The organism is Brenneria tiliae (genome assembly GCF_023347575.1).
Classification (GTDB): domain Bacteria; phylum Pseudomonadota; class Gammaproteobacteria; order Enterobacterales; family Enterobacteriaceae; genus Brenneria; species Brenneria corticis.
The window spans coordinates 147490-163803 of the sequence record NZ_JAKPCB010000091.1; the positions used below are offsets into that span (position 1 = coordinate 147490).

The following is a 16314-nucleotide window of genomic DNA, read 5'->3' on the forward strand; positions in this document are numbered from 1 at the left end:
CGGGGAGCGCGATGACGGGCAAAACGGCGGCGCCCGCGCCGTTAAGTTTTCGCCGCGCTTTGCTGGCCATGCTGGGACTGTCGCTTACGCTGATGCTCTCGGCGCTCGACCAGACCGTTATCGGCAACACCATGCCCTATATCGTGGCCGATCTTGGCGGCTTCGATCTCTATGCCTGGCTGGCGACCGGCTATTTACTGACGTCGATCGTTACGGTGCCGATTTTCGGCCGGCTGGGGGATTACTTCGGGCGCAAATATTTCGTGGTGGCCGCCACGCTGCTATTTACCCTTTCCTCGCTGCTGTGCGCCCAGGCCGGCAGCATGCTGATGCTGGTGGTCTGGCGGGCCTTGCAGGGCGTCGGCGGCGGCATGCTGATCGGCACGGCGTTTGCCTGCATCCCGGAACTTTTCCCCGATATGCGCCGCCGGCTGCGCTGGCAAATTCTGCTCAGTACCGCGTTCAGCATCGTCAATGCGCTGGGGCCGACGCTGGGCGGGGTGCTGACCGAACACTACGGCTGGCGGGCGGTATTCTATCTGAACGTGCCCTGCGGCCTGGCGGCGTTGGTTATTGCCTGGCGCTATCTGCCTTATTTCAAACCGTCGCAACGGCAGGGGATTCGTCTTGACTGGCTGGGGGCGCTGTTGGTCATGGCGCTGCTCGGCTGTCTGCAACTGGGCGTCACCGGTTTGTCGACGCGGATGAATACGCCGGGGGTCGTCGCCTTGCTGTCGGCCTCGGCCCTTGCTCTGCTGGCGCTGATCGGGCAGCAAAAGCGAGCCGTATCGCCGTTGCTGCCTCCCGTCCTATTTGCCCCGGGTACGCTGCGCCAACTGTTTATCCTGTCGACGCTGGCGGGCGGCGTAATGTTCACCTTGCTCTACTTTACGCCGCTGCTGTTCCAGGGGGGCTATGGCTATTCCGCGCAGCAGGCGGCTTTACTGCTCACCCCGATGGGGGTAAGCATAACCGTCGGCGCCATTATCAACGGACGCATCGTCACCCGGCTGCGCAACCCGGCGCTGTTGCCGACGAGCGGGTTCCTGCTGCTTGCCGCCGCCTGTCTGGGGCTGGCGCTCTGCGGCGCGGAGGGCGGTTTCCGCAGTTTGCTGCTGCTGATGCTGATGGCCGGAGTGGGGCTGGGCTTTATTCTGCTTAACCTGACCATTTTTACCCAAACGCTGGCGCCGGGCGAGCATCTGGGGATCGCCACCGCATTGCTGCAATCATTTCGTCTGGTCGGCGGGCTGCTCGGCACGGCGGCGACCAGTTTGTTGTTCAATACGCTTTACCACGCGCTATTACGGCGTACCACCAGCGAAAGCGCCTGGCTGCGCTGGGCGGACCCCGGCAAACTGCTGGGGATGACGGCGCAGGAGAGCGCGGGGGAGATGATGGCGGCCCGCCATGCGTTGATCAATGCCGTTGACGTCGGCCTGGCGGCGTGCGCGGCCATTGCGCTGATTGCCGCGGGCATTACCTGGCACTTATCCAATATCGTATTGGTTTCGCCGCCGGGAGCGCGGGAGGCCTGACGCGCGCCGCCTGGCGCTTTTCAGGCAAAATCCCCCTGGTTTAACCGGTGATAGAGTGCCAGTGCGGCGCTTTCGCCAAGCGCCGGCGTCGCGCATTGCAGGAATTTTTCCTTATTCAGCGACGGCGGCAGCGGATTGTTATAGGACGATCCCTGGGCGCTGTCGATATAGGTGGTTAAAAGCCGCCCGTCATGGGTTTCTATGCTCACCTCGGCGCCGCCGATATTGTCGCGCTGATACTGAAAGAGCGTTACCCGCTGCATTAACCGCTGTGTGTCAGGCCGGGCGAAGCGGCTTTCATCGATAAAGTCGTCCAACGTCAGCTGGCCGTTTTCCAGAGTACGCGCCACGCAGTAATGCAGGCTGAACTTGGCGGCCAGCGGGCTTGCCGGCGTCGGCACGTTAATATGCGGAAAGCGGATAGGGTGTACGCCTATTATGATGCGGGCAATGCTCGCGGGCGTCAGCTGATGTTCATGGCGCAGGGACAAAACGCCGTCCAGCGGCGGCAGAATGGCGTAACAGCAGGGGAAGCGTTTCTGCTTGATGCCTTTAACGCGATCCAGCAGCACCGGCTCGCCGACCCAGGGGCTAACCAGGGGCGAAACGTCATAATTTTCCGCGTCGGAGTTAAATACCTTGAAGTAGCCATGATGATGCTCGAACGCCTGTTCCCCCGCGCTGAAATCCTGCTGCGCCAGCTTGACGGCCAGCAGCGCGTTGCGATTGGCGTGGCCCACTCCGAGGGGTTTGGTCTCGCTGCCAAAATTTGATTTGATGCCGCAGGCCAGCGCGGTGGCGATTGACAACGCGGTTGCCGTTTGCGACTCGTCGAGTTCCAGCAGCGCCGAACAAGCCGCCACGGCGGCGAACAGGCCTATGGTCGTGGTGGGGTGCCAGCCGTGGGTATATTGATGGCGGCCAACGGCGTCGCCCAGGCGCGATGCGGCTTCAAACCCGGTAATATAGGCTTGCGTCACCGCGGCGGAGGGCGCTTGCCGCTCATCCGCCAGCGCCAGCAACGCCGGCAGTATGGCTACCGATGTATGGCCGTGCAGCCGGGAATTGGAGTCGTCGAAATCCAGCATATGCGCGGCAATGCCGTTCAGTAATGCGGCGTCCAGGGCATTCAGGCGCGAATCGGTGCCGAAAACCCGGCTATTGCCGGCGGCGGCGGTGGGTTCGATAACCGCGCGTAATTTACGCGCGCCCGGTTGCAGGCTGCCGGCCAGCGTGACGCCAAGGGTATCGATTATGGCGTAGCGCGCCCGTTCGAAGGTTTCAGCGGGTAATGCTCGCCGATAAAATTGCTGGATATTGCGGGCGAATTGCATAGCGACGCTCATAACGTTTCCTTTATCGATTGCTGGCCTGAGGCGCAGTACACCACCGTAATTACCGCTGCGGTAAATCGCATATTCAGATAACGGCAGAATTATGAAATATTATGATATTACGTCAGATTAATATGAATAGTATTAATGATAATATCAGCTAAGTTAAGCTGTTTGCTTAATAAACGCTGATTTTATCGTCGGCTAAAGCTAATATCCGGCAGGAAATGCGAGTCGTAATATCGCCATATTAATATTTAACTTATTAATAAAACTGTTTTTAATGACAAGTTGAACGGCCGTTTTTCCCTCAGCCCGTATAAGTCTTAACGTCGCAGCGCTTGCCAAAGGCTTATTATTTTCTTTTTGCATATTAACTTATAAATATAATGCATTTTATTTAACTTGTGGCGGGTGTTAGGGTCCGCTGGCTTGCCGTTTTATTGCAATAGCCGTCCAGATCCATTTGCGAAAATAATTTATTAAAAGGGATAGGCAATGAAAGCGATACCTTTATACGGGGCGGTTTTATACCTGCCTATAACCATGCTGTTATTTTTTTCAACGCTGGCGCGCGGCGCTGAAAACGATGACTGGCGGCCGACGCATAGCGTTCAGGTGCTTGTGGGCGTCGGCCCAGGCGGCTCTATGGATCGTACCGCCAGGATGGTGAATGACGGCCTGAAGAGCGCCGGATTGGCGCCCGCCGGCAGCGAGGTGGTGAATCGTCCGGGCGGCGGACACGCGCTGGCGTTGAACGCCCTGTTGAATCAGCCCGGCAGAGGGGAGAGCATCCAGGTAGTTAATACTCCCTTTATCACCAATAAATTACTGGGCCGCAGCCCCATCGATTATAAAAAGTTTACCCCGCTGGCGCTGCTGTTCAGCGAGCGTTTCCTGTTTGCCGTACGCAGCGACTCGCCCATCAAGGATGGCAAGGATCTGATCGCCAGGCTGCGGCAGGATCCCTCCAGCGTCTCTTTTTCCGTTTCCAGCGGCGTGGGCACCGTTAACTTTGCCGCCGCGATGGAACTGGCCGCCGCCGCCGGCGCCGATATCCATAAAATCAAGGCGGTCAGCTTCAATTCTGCGGCGGAAGGGGTGACCGCCACGCTGGGGGGCCATATCGACGTGGTTATCACTACCCCTTCCAGTATCGTTCCTTTTGTCCAGGCCCAGCGGCTGCGCGTGCTGGCGTCGGCGACCGAAGCGCGGCTGGGCGGGGTTCTGGCTGATGTTCCCACCTGGAGGGAGCAGGGGGCGGATGTGGTGGTAAGCGGCTGGCGCATCGTCATCGGGCCGCCGGGGCTGACTCCCGCACAGGTGCGATTCTGGGACGCGGCGCTGCGGCAAATCACCTCGGCCCCGGCCTGGCACGCCCAATTGCAGCAGGAATATATCGATGCGGGTTATGGCGATCATCGGGTGGCGACCCGGCTGCTGGATGACGAAGCGCAACGCCTGACGGCGCTGTACTCAACGCTGGGTCTGGCGGCTCAATAAAAGCATGATTCGGTATATTTATGATTAGCACCCTGCTCGCGGCAATCGCCGCCATTATCGTCGCCGTCTATTATTGGGGGATCCGGCAGATCCCCCTGCTGGGAATAGGCGACCCTATCGGCCCCAGGTTTTTTCCCGGCCTGTTGTGCATCGCCATGCTGCTTTGCGCGCTGCTTTTGCTGCTGGAGGGGCGTAAAAAGAGCGCGGCGCGGCGCCCGGCCGCCGACTCGCTGAAGCCGGTGCTGGCGGCGGTGGCGGTCATCGCGCTGTACTTTCTGGCGTTTGAACCTCTTGGCTATCTTCTCGATACCCTGCTGTTTTTAGCGATTACCATGGGATGGTGTCACTCGAAACGTCTTCCCGCGATGCTGGCGGCGCTGCTCTTTTCGGTGGCGAGCTGGTATTTGTTCAAATATGCCCTTAACGTGCCGTTGCCCGCCGGGCGGCTCTTTTCCTGAATGAGGCGGCTATGGATACCTACCTGCAAATTCTGCATGGCTTTAGCGTGGCTTTTCAACCCGAAAACCTGTTGTATGTCCTGATCGGCTGCCTATTGGGCACCGCCGTCGGCGTACTGCCGGGGCTGGGGCCGAGCGCGGGCATCGCCCTGATGCTGCCGATCACCTTCGGACTGGAGCCCACCGGAGCGCTGATTATGCTCTGCGGCCTCTATTATGGCGCGATGTATGGCGGATCGACCGCTTCTATTCTTATCAATACCCCCGGCGAGTCGTCCTCGGTAATGACCGCGCTGGACGGGCACCAAATGGCGCGGCAGGGACGCGGGGGCGCGGCGCTGGCCGTATCGGCCATCGGTTCCTGCATCGCCGGCACTATCGCCGTGGTTCTATTGAGTTTTTTCGCCGTGCCGTTTTCCGCGTTCGCCCTGCGGATCGGGCCGGCGGAGTTTTTTACGCTGCTGCTGTTTTCCCTGAGCGCGGTGGCGTCGCTAAGCGGAAAATCGCTGGCGCGCGGGCTGTTTGCCATGGTGCTGGGGCTGATTATCGCCACGGTCGGCATTGATTTACAAAGCGGGATGCCGCGTTTTACCGGGGGCGTAGCGGAATTACAGGAGGGGGTTCCTTTTCTGGTGGCGTCGGTCGGCCTGTTCGCCTTGTCGGAAGTGCTGATAAATTTCGAACGTCATTTGAAAGGCGAAGCGCAAATCCAGCCCATCCGCGGCAGCCTGTGGCTGACCAGAGAGGAGTGGCGACGTTCCCGCATGCCGATCCTGCGCGGCACCTTGCTCGGTTTTGCCAAGGGGCTGTTGCCGGGAGGCGGCGCGACCATTGCCACGGTATTGTCCTATAGCCTGGAACGTTCGCTGAGTAAAACGCCGGAGCGGTTCGGCCAGGGGATGATCGAAGGGGTGGCGGGGCCGGAGGCCGCCAATAACGCCGCGGTAGGCGGGCACCTGGTGCCGTTGCCCCTGGGGGTGCCGAGCAGCAGTTCATCGGCGCTGTTGCTTGGGGCGTTCGTTATGTTCGGCATCCAGCCGGGACCGCTGCTGATGCAATCGCATCCGCAGCTGGTCTGGGGCCTGGTGGACAGTATGTACCTCGGCAACCTGGTACTGCTGTTGCTCAATCTGCCGCTGGTATTTTTGTTCGTCCGGCTGCTGTACATTCCGACGGGCCTGTTGCTGCCCGGCATCGTTACCGTGGCGAGCATCGGCATCTACGCCATCAAATCCAGCGTGTTTGATCTCTATCTGATCCTTGGATTCGGCATTTTGGGCTATGCGTTGCGCAAGATTGACGTGCCCCTGGCGCCGATGATCCTGGCCCTGGTGCTGGGAAGCAATCTGGAGCAGTCGTTTCGTCAGGCCCTGACCATCTCCGCCGGCGATATGCATGTCTTTATCGCCAGCCCCATCGCCCTCGGATTCCTGATCATGACGCTATTGTCATTGATCCTGAGCCTGACGATGCCGTTTTGGCGCGCCCGGCGGTTATCCGCGGGCGGACAGGCCTGACGGCGCGCGCTGAATTTATTCCTTCACAATACTGAATTTATCCACCAGAAATACCCGTCTGGCCTCGCCCTTCGATAAATCGCCGGAGACCTGGTAGACCGCGCCCGTCAGCTTATTTCCCTCTATGGTATAGGTGGCGAAATTCTGCTCGGAGCTGTCGCGATAATTTTCATGTTTATTTTTGAATCTTGCGGAGCGCTGCGGCTGATAGCCGATTTCAAACAGATTGTTGTAATGCTCGACTTGTTGTTGCGTCAGCCAATTAAGTTTGGGACGCACTTTATGGATATGCTCCAGGGATTCATTGAATAGCGAATCATACGCTTTGGTTCCGCCGGTATTGGGAATAACAAAAGTGGTTCCCTTGGGCGATTGCAATATTTTGTGATTGTTTTCATCGTAACTGAAATCGGCGTGATCGATTTTGGCGTTGACAAAACTGTCCGTTTTGGGCGCATATTGCAAGGATTTGGTTCTGGAGAAAACATGGTCGTGTCCCTGCAAGGCAAGATCGATATCCAGGTCATCGATGGCCTGCATAAAGTCATCGCGTACATTTTGCACGTCTTCATCTTCCAGGGAGTGATAAGACTTGGAGAAAAGCGGCTTATGGTAACTGAGAATAATCCATTTGGCGCCGTTCTTTCTGGCTTTTTGTACATCTTCTCTTAACCAGGCTAGCTGCTGCTCGCCTAATGCTTTCTTGTCCTTGTTTTTGTAATCATTGGTGTTCAGCACAATAAAGTGCGCATTATTGTAGTCGAAGGAATAATACGATCCCCCGTCGATTTTTCCGGCGCTATCCAGATTGAAATGCTCGTTGAATTTTTTGGGGAACAGCTCTTTCTCGTCCAGAGCGTATTCGTCATGATTGCCGGGAACCACGGCCAGGCTCATTTGTAAAAAGCCTTTTTGCGAGCGGGTCATAAGATCAAGCCACTCATCTTCTGCTTCGGCAATTTCAACGAAATCGCCCGTATGCAAGACGAAATCGGCACGCGGCGCGATTTTTTGCGCCTGAAAGAGCGTATCGGCGCCGAATTGCGCTTCATTTCTCTTGTGCTCATTCCAGTAGGCGTTCTGTGTGTCGGTATACTGAATAAATGTTATTGCTTTATCGGCACCGCCGGAGGTTTTAAATTTTCCGATATCGCTTAATGCGCCATTTTTCGCCCCGACCTGATAATAATAAAGCGTACCGGGTTGTAAACCGGAAGCGTCGGCGTCATAAATCGTTTCCTTTACCGCGGTAATATCGATGCCTACGCTTTCATCCGGGTTTTTTGCTTCGTCTTCCGGTTCCCATTTTACGTCCGTTTTATTTTTATCGGTAAAGTAACCGATGACTTCATTGTTATTATTTATCTTTTTTGTCTTCTTATAAATAAAATAGCCTTCCGCGTCTCTTTGCAGATAATGGCTGTTGACCTCACGCGCGGTGGCCAGAAACGCCAACGGCTGGCTCATATCGGCCTTTGTCGATACCAGAACCAGCGGATTATCCGCGGGGTCGGAAGTGAACCAGTGAAACGCTCTGCCGGTTTGCGTATTACTTTTTAACGTTGACGTAATGCGATTCGGATGATTGTTTTTTTTGATTTCAGCCACTTTGGGTTTTGCAATATTGCCGTTGTCGGATTCCACTTTCTGTATGGCGTCTGTTCTGTGCAAAATGGTATTTTCTACCAGCGTATTTTTCACCACATCGCCTGACGCGTCGGCGGCCTGAGCTATATTGATATTTATCCCGCTCAATAATAGTGAAAAGATAAATGCCTTTGGTAAGGCGTTTGCTAATTTATGCATATTTCCCATAAGAGTTAACCCTATATTATCGGTAATCCCCAGACTATGGCTCGTGCCGTTTTTCAGCCGACCAGATAAATGGTTGGCGCCATCCCACGGCTATTCCGCAGCCATTTGTGTGATGTTATAACAGTCGTTTGTGACATAATCATGATAGGACCGAACGGCGCGGTATCTTATCCGCTGGATGCGCTTGTTTGGCACTCCCGTGGGCGCTGGGTGGGGCGATAGCGGCGTTGGGGAAATAAGGAGGCCGGCGGCCTCCTTGAGTGGCGTTATCAGCTAAATCAGAAGTTATATGACGCGCTTAGCGAGAAGTTGCGTGGTTCGCCGTAAACATAGGTACTGGAAAGGCTATCATCGTAGGTCTTGTCGAACAGGTTGTGAATGTTCGCCTGTACCGACAGGTTTTTGGTTACCTGGTAGCGGCTGAACAGGTCAACCACGGCATAACTGCCTTGTTCCGCACGCCAGGTGCCATTGGCGGTAGAGACATCCGTATACACGCGGTTCTGCCAGCTCACTCCGCCTCCGACGGTCAGATCCGGCATCGTCGGCAGACGATAACTGGTGAACAATTTTACCGTCGTGCGCGGCAGCTGCGGGTTCACAGCTTTGTTGTCGCTATCCCTGGCGACATAACGCGTGGCGCCGAAAGTCATTTGCCAATTATCCGTCAATGCGCCGTTGACCTCGAATTCCACGCCTTTGCTCACGGTGCCGTCGACGCCCCGGTAGGCGGTATCGGTGCTGCCGGGGATGGGTATACCGGTGCTCTCTGCGACGTTATCCTGTTCAATGCGGAATACGCTCAACGAGGTGGTCAGACGGCTGTTCATCCAATCGGACTTCAGCCCTGCCTCATAGTTGTCGCCGGTGATCGGCGCGAGGTATCTGCCCGAGATATCGCGGTAATTCTGCGGCTGGAAGATAGAGGTATAGCTGGCGTATGCCGACCAGTTTTCATCAATGTCGTACACCAATCCGGCGTATGGCGAGGTGTGGTTTTTCTCCATGCTGTACGTCATGGTATCGGTACGCCAGTTAGTGTACCGGGCGCCGATAATCAGGTTCAGGGGATCGGCCAGTGAAATGCGGGTCGCTACGTAGAGCGATTTTATGACCGTTCTATCATCCTGGGCGACGTCCTGTTGACCCCAATTGGTTTCCGGGAAATTACCGTTGTAGTCGGGGAAACTCGCCAATTCGTCAGGGTAAATGTTCGCCCAGTTGCTCAGGTAACGGTTGGTTTGTCTGCTGTAACTTCCTCCCAGCATCAGGGTGTGCTGGCGACCAAACAGCTCATAACTTCCGTCAGTAAAAAGATCTACCGCATCCACCTTACGCTTGCCGCTATTCCAACCTGTGCCCCCGACATAATCATAGCCGGGGCCATAACTGGCATACGGTCCCACCAAGGTCCCGTTATCCTGGTCGACTATCGCATCCAGATACATCATCTTGCTGTCGAACTTGGCTTCTGAATGGGAGGCGTTCAGGGTGGCTTGCCAGTTATCGGCAAATTGCTGTTTCAGTGTGACGAAGAATTTATTGAATTCTTTATCGTTGTAAGCCCAGTCCGGCGCAGTGCTGCGCGCCCGGTTATAATGTCTCAGGCTGCCATCGCTATTCCAGCGCGGCAGGCCGCCCCAGGTCGGGCTATTCACATCAATACGCTGATATTCGTACCCCGCAGAGAGACTGGTGGTGTCGCCCAGGTCGGCATCGATAATGCCGGAGAAGAAGGTTTTCTTGCTGTTGTAGCGGTCAAGCCAGGAGTCGTTATCCTGATACCCTGCCACGATACGGGCGCGGACATTGCCATCTTCCGTTAGCGGACTTTGCAGATCGGCCACATAGCGTTGTTTGCTCCAGCTACCGTATTCCGCGGAGAGATTGCCTTTAAACTCACGACTGGTGGCATGTTTCCGTACCATATTGATGGCCGCGGAGGGGTTACCCGTTCCCGTCATCAAGCCATTAGCGCCTCGAACTACTTCCACCCGATCATACAGTGCGGTATCTGAGAGGGCGTCACCCAGATTCCAGCGGGATTCAAAATAGGTGGGAATGCCGTCAATCATGTAGTTATCAATTAGAAAACCACGCGAATAATAGAGGCTGCGTTCGGAGTCAGAGGTGTTTTTGCTAATCCCTGTGGTGTATTCCATCACCTCTCCCAGCGTCTGGAGTTTCTGATCATCCATGCGCTGCTGGCTGACGATGCTGACAGACTGGGGAATATCGCGCTGAACCAACGTCATCTTGGTGCCGGCTGAAGTGGTTTTTACGCTGTAGCCCTGCTCCTGACTGTCAGCGGCATCATCCGTTGTCCCTTCAACAACCAGGGTGTCATCGGCGTTATTGGTTGCGGCGAAGCCGGCGGCAGGCAGCAGTGCCAGAAGAACGCAGGAGGCCAGCAATGACGGCGCTGCGGCAGGCTGGCGTAGCCTGTCCTTAATACGTTTGGTGAAAGACATCATTTACCCTTTATCAAAAGCTTGAGGAGATTTCAGTACCGATGCGATGCCGATACTGAAATGATGAGATTTGGTTATCTGGCTTATAATTGCTTTTGCAAGTGCAAATGAGAAATATACGTATTAAGTTTACGCCTGTAAACCGCTGTTTCGGGTGGTGTTGAAATCGTGTTTTAGATTGAAAGAACAAAGGGGGGGGCGGGGCGGGAGATGGCGCGTCAAGTCGTGGCCTAGAGCGATAAATTACCGGTTAACGCATTCGGGAGCGCGGCCAGCACGGGTGAGGGAACCAGTAGTTTGACCTCGCGAATGCCCCCGCCCATAACGACGACGGGCTGCTGTAAAACGGCGTTGTCAATCAGTACGGGCCAGTCGCTGGGCAGGCCGAAGACGGTAATCCCGCCGGGAACCATCCCGGTAAGCTCCGTCGTTTGCTCCGTGCGGGCAAAGGTGATGCGTTGCGCGGCAAGCAGCTGTTTGATGGCGCCGTTGATGTCCAGACGTCGGGCGCCGGTGCAGATAGCAGAAGCATACGCCACAACGCCCTGTTTTTTATATTTCAGTACCAGCGTATTGACGCACAGTTCCAGGGGATAGCCGTAGCGTTCGCTGAACACCTGCGTATCCGACGCCAGGCTATCGACGATAAACGCCTTGAGCGGTATATGCGCCAGCCGTCGAAAGACATGCGCGGGGATCTGAGCATGCAGCTGTTCTGGGTCGATCCATTCTTCATGGTGGGACTGCGCCAGTTGTTTTATCGCTTCGTTGTGATGTTGCGTCATAAACGGGCCTGCTATTTGCTGGCCTTGAATGCCTGTTCGATGTCCGACTTCAGATCATCGATATGCTCAATGCCTGCGGAGATCCGCAGCCCGGCCGGCGTCACGCCGGCGGATATTTGCTGTTCATCGCTTAACTGTTGATGGGTCGTGGCCGAAGGCTGGATAATCAAGCTTTTGGCGTCGCCCACATTCGCCAGATGGGTAATCAGCCGCAGGCTGTTGATAAAACGGCTGGCGCGCTCTTTGCCGCCGCTGATTTCAAAGGAGAGCACGCCGCCAAACCCCTTCTTCAGGTATTTATGGGCAATATCGTACGCCGGGCTGGAGGGCAATCCCGGATAATTCACGCTTTCCACATCCGGATGTTTTTCCAGCCAGCGGGCCAGTTCCAGAGCGTTATCAACGTGGCGCTCCACACGCAGGGAGAGCGTTTCCAGCCCTTGCAATAGCAGGAAGGCGTTAAAGGGCGACAGGCTGGGGCCGAAATCGCGCAGGCCCTCGACCCTGGCGCGGATAATAAACTGAATATTGCCGAACTCGCTGGCCGGGCCGAAAGCGTCGTTATACACCAGGCCATGATAAGCCTCCGACGGCGTTGAGAATTGCGGGTATTTTCCGTTACCCCAGAGATAATTGCCGCCGTCGACGATCACGCCGCCGATGCTGTTGCCATGCCCTCCGATCCATTTGGTGGCCGACTCCACCACCACGTGCGCGCCATGCTCAAGCGGACGAAAGAGATACCCCCCGGCGGCAAAGGTATTATCAACCACCAAAGGCAAGTCATATTTTTGCGCCAACTCGGCGAACTGGTCGAAATCAGGAAAGCCCAGACGCGGATTGCCTATGGTTTCCAGGTAAAGGGCTTTGGTGTTTTCATCAATCAGGCTGGCGAAACTTTCCACGTCGTCGTCTTTGGCAAAGCGGGCTTCTATACCTAATCGCTTGAATGAATGATTAAATTGAGCATAGGTGCCGCCGTACAATGAAGGCGATGTGACGAAATTATCGCCGGCCTGCAGGATATTGTTCAACGCAATGAATTGCGCGGCCTGACCGGAGGCCACCGCCAGTGCGGCAACGCCGCCTTCCAGGGCGGCTATGCGCTTTTCAAAAACGTCGGTGGTGGGATTTTGGATCCTGGTATAGATATTGCCGAATTCCCGCAGCGCAAACCGGTCCGCGCCCTGCTGGGCATTCTCAAAAGCGTATGACGTCGTCTGGTAGATAGGCACGGCCCGTGCGCCGGTAGTGGGATCCGGCTCTTGCCCGGCGTGAAGTTGCAAGGTTTCAAATTTTAAGGATGCCATATGATGTTCGCTATTAAGAAGAGTGAGGAAATCAGAACAACATAGGCGGCGGTATTTGTTAACTGATTAAAAAGGATATTTATTGTTATTTTCGTACTATGTGTTTTTGTCGGTAAATATTATTACCTGGGTAATTAATTTTGACGTTAAATTAACATGCCCCGATTAATGGTTATCTCCAGCGTTAAGGCTGGTTATAAAATTAAAGTTTATCGCCCTGAAAAACTATTTCAGGGCGATTTTCCATATCATGGCGGCAATGTCTGGGGAATTAAATACGCTAATTTCACAGGTCGTTTAGCGAAGATTTCCCCATGCATCTGCTGTTAAATATATAAATAATAAGGCATTGAGATTAATATAGCCCGTATGCACATTAATATATGATAAAAACGAATTTTAACCGGCGGGTTTTAGCGTATAGGGTATTGATGCCGCGCCGCTTATAGTCAAACAGCTAAAGATATGGCTCGGCGGGCAAAACATATCAAGGCGCCGCGCTAGGAAGTCTTGCTGAGCGTCGTTCAGACATGAGACATGAAAGGATACGAGTTATGACATATTTCGCGCCGTTGTCCCGCCGGAAATTTCTCGGCATGGGGGGAAGTCTGCTGGCCGCTCCGGTGCTGGCGGGCATTTCACCGCATATCTTTGCCCACGATAGTGGCACTCATTCTCAGGCGGACACTAACGCTCTGCGCCTGCCCGAGCCCTATAAGCTCAAGCTGGCCATCAACCAGAATGCGGTATGTATTGCTCCCGTTGCCATAGCCCAACAGCAGAACTTTTTCAGTAAATACAATCTGGACGTTGAGTACGTCAATTTTGGCAACTCGACTGACATGCTTTTAGAATCAATATCGACGGGTAAAGCCGATGCGGCCATCGGCATGGCTTTGCGCTGGTTAAAAGCCCTGGAGCAGGGATTTGACGTTAAACTCACCGCCGGCACCCATGGCGGATGCCTGAATTTGATTACTGCAAAAAATTCCCCGTTTACCAGCCTGGAGAAACTTAAAGGTCAGACGATTGGCGTAACCAATATGGCCGGTCCGGATAAGAATTTCTTTTCCATTTTACTCAAACGACGCGGCATCGATCCGCTGGCCGACGTGCAATGGACGGTTTATCCCCCCGACTTATTAAGTATCGCCTTGGATAGACAGGAAATCGCCGCTATCAGCGGTAGCGAGCCTTTTAGTTATCGCTTACTGGATAGCGGAAAATATCAACTTCTGGCGAGCAATATGACCGGGGAATACGCCAACTTAAGCTGCTGCGTGGTCGGAGTCCGCGGCACGCTCGTTCGTGAAAATAAAGCCGCCGCCGCCGCAGTAACTCAGGCCATTATCGATGCGCACAGCTATGCGGCCGAACATCCTGAAAGCGTCGCCCATGCCTTTATGGCCCATGCGCTGAATTCCAGCGTAAAGGAAGTAACCGGCATTCTCCGCGGCCAGAGCCACGCCCACCATGCAGTGGGTAAGGCCTTTGTCAATGAGATTGCACAGTACGTCAGTGACTTACAGCTGGTGCAGGTGATTCAATCCGGCATAGATCCTCATCAATTTGCGGAGAGTATCTATGCCAACGTCTTTGCCTGATTGCGCAATTGCGGCTGGTGCCCCGCCTGTAGGCGGGGGCTTGTAGAGCTATTTATTGGCAGTTTTTTGGCTACAGCCGGGAAACAGCATGCCAGGAAACACAAAGATAAGGCGCTTTTATTTGTGGCGCTCCCGGTATTTCTCAGCGGCTAAGGCTGCAAACGATAAATGGTCCCCGTTCCCCAGGTTCCGGTCAGCCATTACCATCAGCGGCAAGTGGCTACAGGAAGCCGGGTTCAGCACCGGGCAGCCGCTCAAGCTGCGTGTGATGCCGGGCTGCATTGTCATTACCGTGCAGGATATTCGGGTGCTGTGGCACTGTCTGGAAGGATTAAGCCGGGAACCGTTCGATGAACGCGCCGCCGCCGACTGGCTCAACCGCTTTCCCGGCGGGCTGGATCTGGCGGGGATTACAGGTAGTGACTGATCGATAATAAAAAAGCCGGAAGGATCATTTAGATCGCTTCCGGCTTTAAGTCAAGGATGTTTAATACCTAATTTTTCCCTTTCCCATTTTATTTCTTCTTCACTTTTTGTTCTAAGTTTTATTATTGCAATACCGATAACTCGTGATTTTGATTCATCTAAATATAAATCAAAGCCATACTTTTTATCGTAACCACTTAGAATATGAATGTTTTTATCTGTGCTGTTTTCAAGATTTTTTTTCAGTAAAGGGTAGCCAATAATGTTATCTCCATTTTTTCTAACATTTTCAATATGAATATCCATTTCCTCAATCGATCTATTGCGATCTTTCTTTGTCAAATGCAAACTATTGACATCATCAAATACAATATATTTCCGTAACAGATTTGGTGATAAGGACTGCAGGATTAATTGTTCACGAGTATTTTTTGTCATGGCAAAAACACCTCAATATCTCCGCTTCGAGGTCCTCTAAGCAGGACTTCTTGCTCGTAGTATTTATCTGGTGACCATGCCCATGACCAACTGGCTCCTTCTTTAGGTGCACCAGTCTTGACTCTCAAGATCACGCCGTCCTCCTTAGCAAATTTTCTGGCAATATCAGGATCTCTTGTCCATGACGTAAAGGGACTGTTCGCTGATACTTCACCAGTATTGTGCTCTTCTTCAGAGATTTTTGACTTCGGATTACCGGGAGATACACGTCCTCTGATAGCATTAGCTTCGTCTGGATGGCCGCGATGAATCCCTCTATATAAATATTCACCTTCAACATGTGGCGGCAAACGCTTAGTTGGTCTGGAGCCATCACATTTACTCAACCCCAACGGATCGATCCAAGTCAGCGGATTCGGCGCATAAGCGTAGGTATTTAATCCCCCCGCCAGCCCTATTGGATCCTGCGTCGTAAACCGTCCGCTGTCCGGATCGTAGTAACGGAACAGATTATAGTGCAGTCCGGTTTCGCGGTCCAGATACTGGCCCTGCATGCGCAGGTTCTGGGCGAAGCCCGGTCCCTGAAGCGAGGTTTCTCTCAGCAGTTTTCCCCAGGCGCCGTTCTGACCCTCCCAGCGTAGACGTCCTTCGGCGTCCGTCAGCCGCTCCGGCGTGCCGTTGGGCTGGCAGTGGAACCAGAATATTTCGGGGGAGGCGACGCCGTCGATGCGCGCCAGCGGCTCATAGCTGCCCGGGTCGGTATACACATACGTCAGCGGCACCTGGTCCTGGATTTCCTGCAACAGCCGGAAGCCTTCCCAGATAAAACGGGTGGTGACGGTTTTCCCCTGCGGCTGGCCGTGCAGCGTCTGCCAGCGGGTTTTGCTGATGCGCCGCCCCAGCGGGTCGTAACGGAAACTGACGTGAATCTGCGGCGCGTTGCGCATGCGCGTCTGGCTCACCACGTCGGTCAGTCGGTGCTCGGTATCGGTAGCTGTCAACGAAGTTGACACCCTTATTCGTTTTTATGCTGCCGTTTTCAGCCCAGTTTCTGGCTTATCTGGATTCAACATCACCACCTCGACCCGCTGCCATTGACGGCATGAGGTTGACCA

12 protein-coding genes and 1 pseudogene are annotated in these 16314 nt (G+C 54.4%); 6 read left to right on the forward strand and 7 right to left on the reverse strand.

Annotated features, from left to right (window positions below; translation table 11 throughout):
* The first annotated feature begins 11 nt into the window (after window positions 1-11).
* Window positions 12-1538, forward strand: a complete 1527-nt coding sequence (locus tag MFP24_RS06120; RefSeq protein ID WP_249229686.1) for an MFS transporter — start codon at window positions 12-14, stop codon at window positions 1536-1538.
* Window positions 1539-1558: 20 nt separating this feature from the next.
* On the opposite strand, the gene MFP24_RS06125 is transcribed toward MFP24_RS06120, so the two are convergent.
* Entirely contained in the window at window positions 1559-2884 is a 1326-nt protein-coding gene (locus MFP24_RS06125) for an MmgE/PrpD family protein (RefSeq protein ID WP_249229687.1), read from the reverse strand.
* Window positions 2885-3370: 486 nt separating this feature from the next.
* On the opposite strand from MFP24_RS06125, the gene MFP24_RS06130 reads away from it, so the two are divergent.
* From MFP24_RS06130 to MFP24_RS06140, 3 genes are read left to right on the forward strand one after another with little or no spacing between them, the layout of a single operon-like run.
* Window positions 3371-4375: a tripartite tricarboxylate transporter substrate binding protein gene (locus MFP24_RS06130; protein ID WP_249229688.1), complete on the forward strand. Its 1005-nt coding sequence runs from the start codon at window positions 3371-3373 to the stop codon at window positions 4373-4375.
* Window positions 4376-4395: 20 nt separating this feature from the next.
* Complete coding sequence (locus MFP24_RS06135) at window positions 4396-4833, forward strand: tripartite tricarboxylate transporter TctB family protein (RefSeq protein ID WP_249229689.1); 438 nt, start codon at window positions 4396-4398, stop codon at window positions 4831-4833.
* 11 nt (window positions 4834-4844) lie between these two features.
* Window positions 4845-6350 carry a tripartite tricarboxylate transporter permease gene (locus MFP24_RS06140; RefSeq protein WP_249229690.1) on the forward strand — a complete coding sequence of 502 codons (1506 nt, stop codon included), beginning with the start codon at window positions 4845-4847 and terminating at the stop codon, window positions 6348-6350.
* Window positions 6351-6365: 15 nt separating this feature from the next.
* Here the strand turns inward: MFP24_RS06140 and MFP24_RS06145 are convergent, their stop codons facing one another.
* The 4 genes from MFP24_RS06145 to MFP24_RS06160 all read right to left on the reverse strand — a co-directional run bounded on the left by MFP24_RS06145 (window position 6366) and on the right by MFP24_RS06160 (window position 12731).
* Window positions 6366-8156, reverse strand: a complete 1791-nt coding sequence (locus MFP24_RS06145) for a purple acid phosphatase family protein (RefSeq protein WP_249229691.1) — start codon at window positions 8154-8156, stop codon at window positions 6366-6368.
* A 287-nt stretch (window positions 8157-8443) separates the two neighbouring features.
* The gene (gene fhuE, locus MFP24_RS06150; RefSeq protein WP_249229692.1) at window positions 8444-10636 is read right to left on the reverse strand and encodes a ferric-rhodotorulic acid/ferric-coprogen receptor FhuE; all 2193 of its coding nucleotides are present in this window, start codon (window positions 10634-10636) and stop codon (window positions 8444-8446) included.
* Window positions 10637-10866: 230 nt separating this feature from the next.
* Window positions 10867-11421: a YbaK/EbsC family protein gene (locus MFP24_RS06155; RefSeq protein WP_249229693.1), complete on the reverse strand. Its 555-nt coding sequence runs from the start codon at window positions 11419-11421 to the stop codon at window positions 10867-10869.
* A gap of 11 nt (window positions 11422-11432) precedes the next feature.
* A complete protein-coding gene (locus MFP24_RS06160) occupies window positions 11433-12731 on the reverse strand; it encodes an O-acetylhomoserine aminocarboxypropyltransferase/cysteine synthase family protein (protein ID WP_249229694.1) in 1299 nt (432 codons plus the stop codon).
* 554 nt (window positions 12732-13285) lie between these two features.
* Between MFP24_RS06160 and MFP24_RS06165 the strand changes: the two genes are divergently transcribed.
* Window positions 13286-14335: an ABC transporter substrate-binding protein gene (locus MFP24_RS06165; RefSeq protein ID WP_249229705.1), complete on the forward strand. Its 1050-nt coding sequence runs from the start codon at window positions 13286-13288 to the stop codon at window positions 14333-14335.
* Between the two features lie 199 nt (window positions 14336-14534).
* Complete coding sequence (locus tag MFP24_RS06170) at window positions 14535-14762, forward strand: SymE family type I addiction module toxin (protein WP_249229706.1); 228 nt, start codon at window positions 14535-14537, stop codon at window positions 14760-14762.
* Between the two features lie 50 nt (window positions 14763-14812).
* Here MFP24_RS06170 and MFP24_RS06175 read toward each other — a convergent pair whose 3' ends face one another.
* Together MFP24_RS06175 and MFP24_RS24375 are read right to left on the reverse strand one after the other, a co-directional pair.
* Window positions 14813-15199, reverse strand: a complete 387-nt coding sequence (locus tag MFP24_RS06175; protein ID WP_249229695.1) for a hypothetical protein — start codon at window positions 15197-15199, stop codon at window positions 14813-14815.
* A pseudogene (locus MFP24_RS24375) lies at window positions 15196-16188 on the reverse strand (RHS repeat-associated core domain-containing protein); the annotation flags it as partial. The gene MFP24_RS06175 and the pseudogene MFP24_RS24375, both read right to left, overlap by 4 nt.
* Window positions 16189-16314 lie beyond the last annotated feature (126 nt).

Bases quoted from the DNA above. Each gene is read 5' to 3' on its own strand.
- MFP24_RS06120 (WP_249229686.1), top strand. From the start codon at position 12: ATGACGGGCAAAACGGCGGCGCCCGCGCCGTTAAGTTTTCGCCGCGCT.
- MFP24_RS06125 (WP_249229687.1), bottom strand. From the start codon at position 2,884: ATGAGCGTCGCTATGCAATTCGCCCGCAATATCCAGCAATTTTATCGG.
- MFP24_RS06130 (WP_249229688.1), top strand. From the start codon at position 3,371: ATGAAAGCGATACCTTTATACGGGGCGGTTTTATACCTGCCTATAACC.
- MFP24_RS06135 (WP_249229689.1), top strand. From the start codon at position 4,396: ATGATTAGCACCCTGCTCGCGGCAATCGCCGCCATTATCGTCGCCGTC.
- MFP24_RS06140 (WP_249229690.1), top strand. From the start codon at position 4,845: ATGGATACCTACCTGCAAATTCTGCATGGCTTTAGCGTGGCTTTTCAA.
- MFP24_RS06145 (WP_249229691.1), bottom strand. From the start codon at position 8,156: ATGCATAAATTAGCAAACGCCTTACCAAAGGCATTTATCTTTTCACTA.
- fhuE (WP_249229692.1), bottom strand. From the start codon at position 10,636: ATGTCTTTCACCAAACGTATTAAGGACAGGCTACGCCAGCCTGCCGCA.
- MFP24_RS06155 (WP_249229693.1), bottom strand. From the start codon at position 11,421: ATGACGCAACATCACAACGAAGCGATAAAACAACTGGCGCAGTCCCAC.
- MFP24_RS06160 (WP_249229694.1), bottom strand. From the start codon at position 12,731: ATGGCATCCTTAAAATTTGAAACCTTGCAACTTCACGCCGGGCAAGAG.
- MFP24_RS06165 (WP_249229705.1), top strand. From the start codon at position 13,286: ATGACATATTTCGCGCCGTTGTCCCGCCGGAAATTTCTCGGCATGGGG.
- MFP24_RS06175 (WP_249229695.1), bottom strand. From the start codon at position 15,199: ATGACAAAAAATACTCGTGAACAATTAATCCTGCAGTCCTTATCACCA.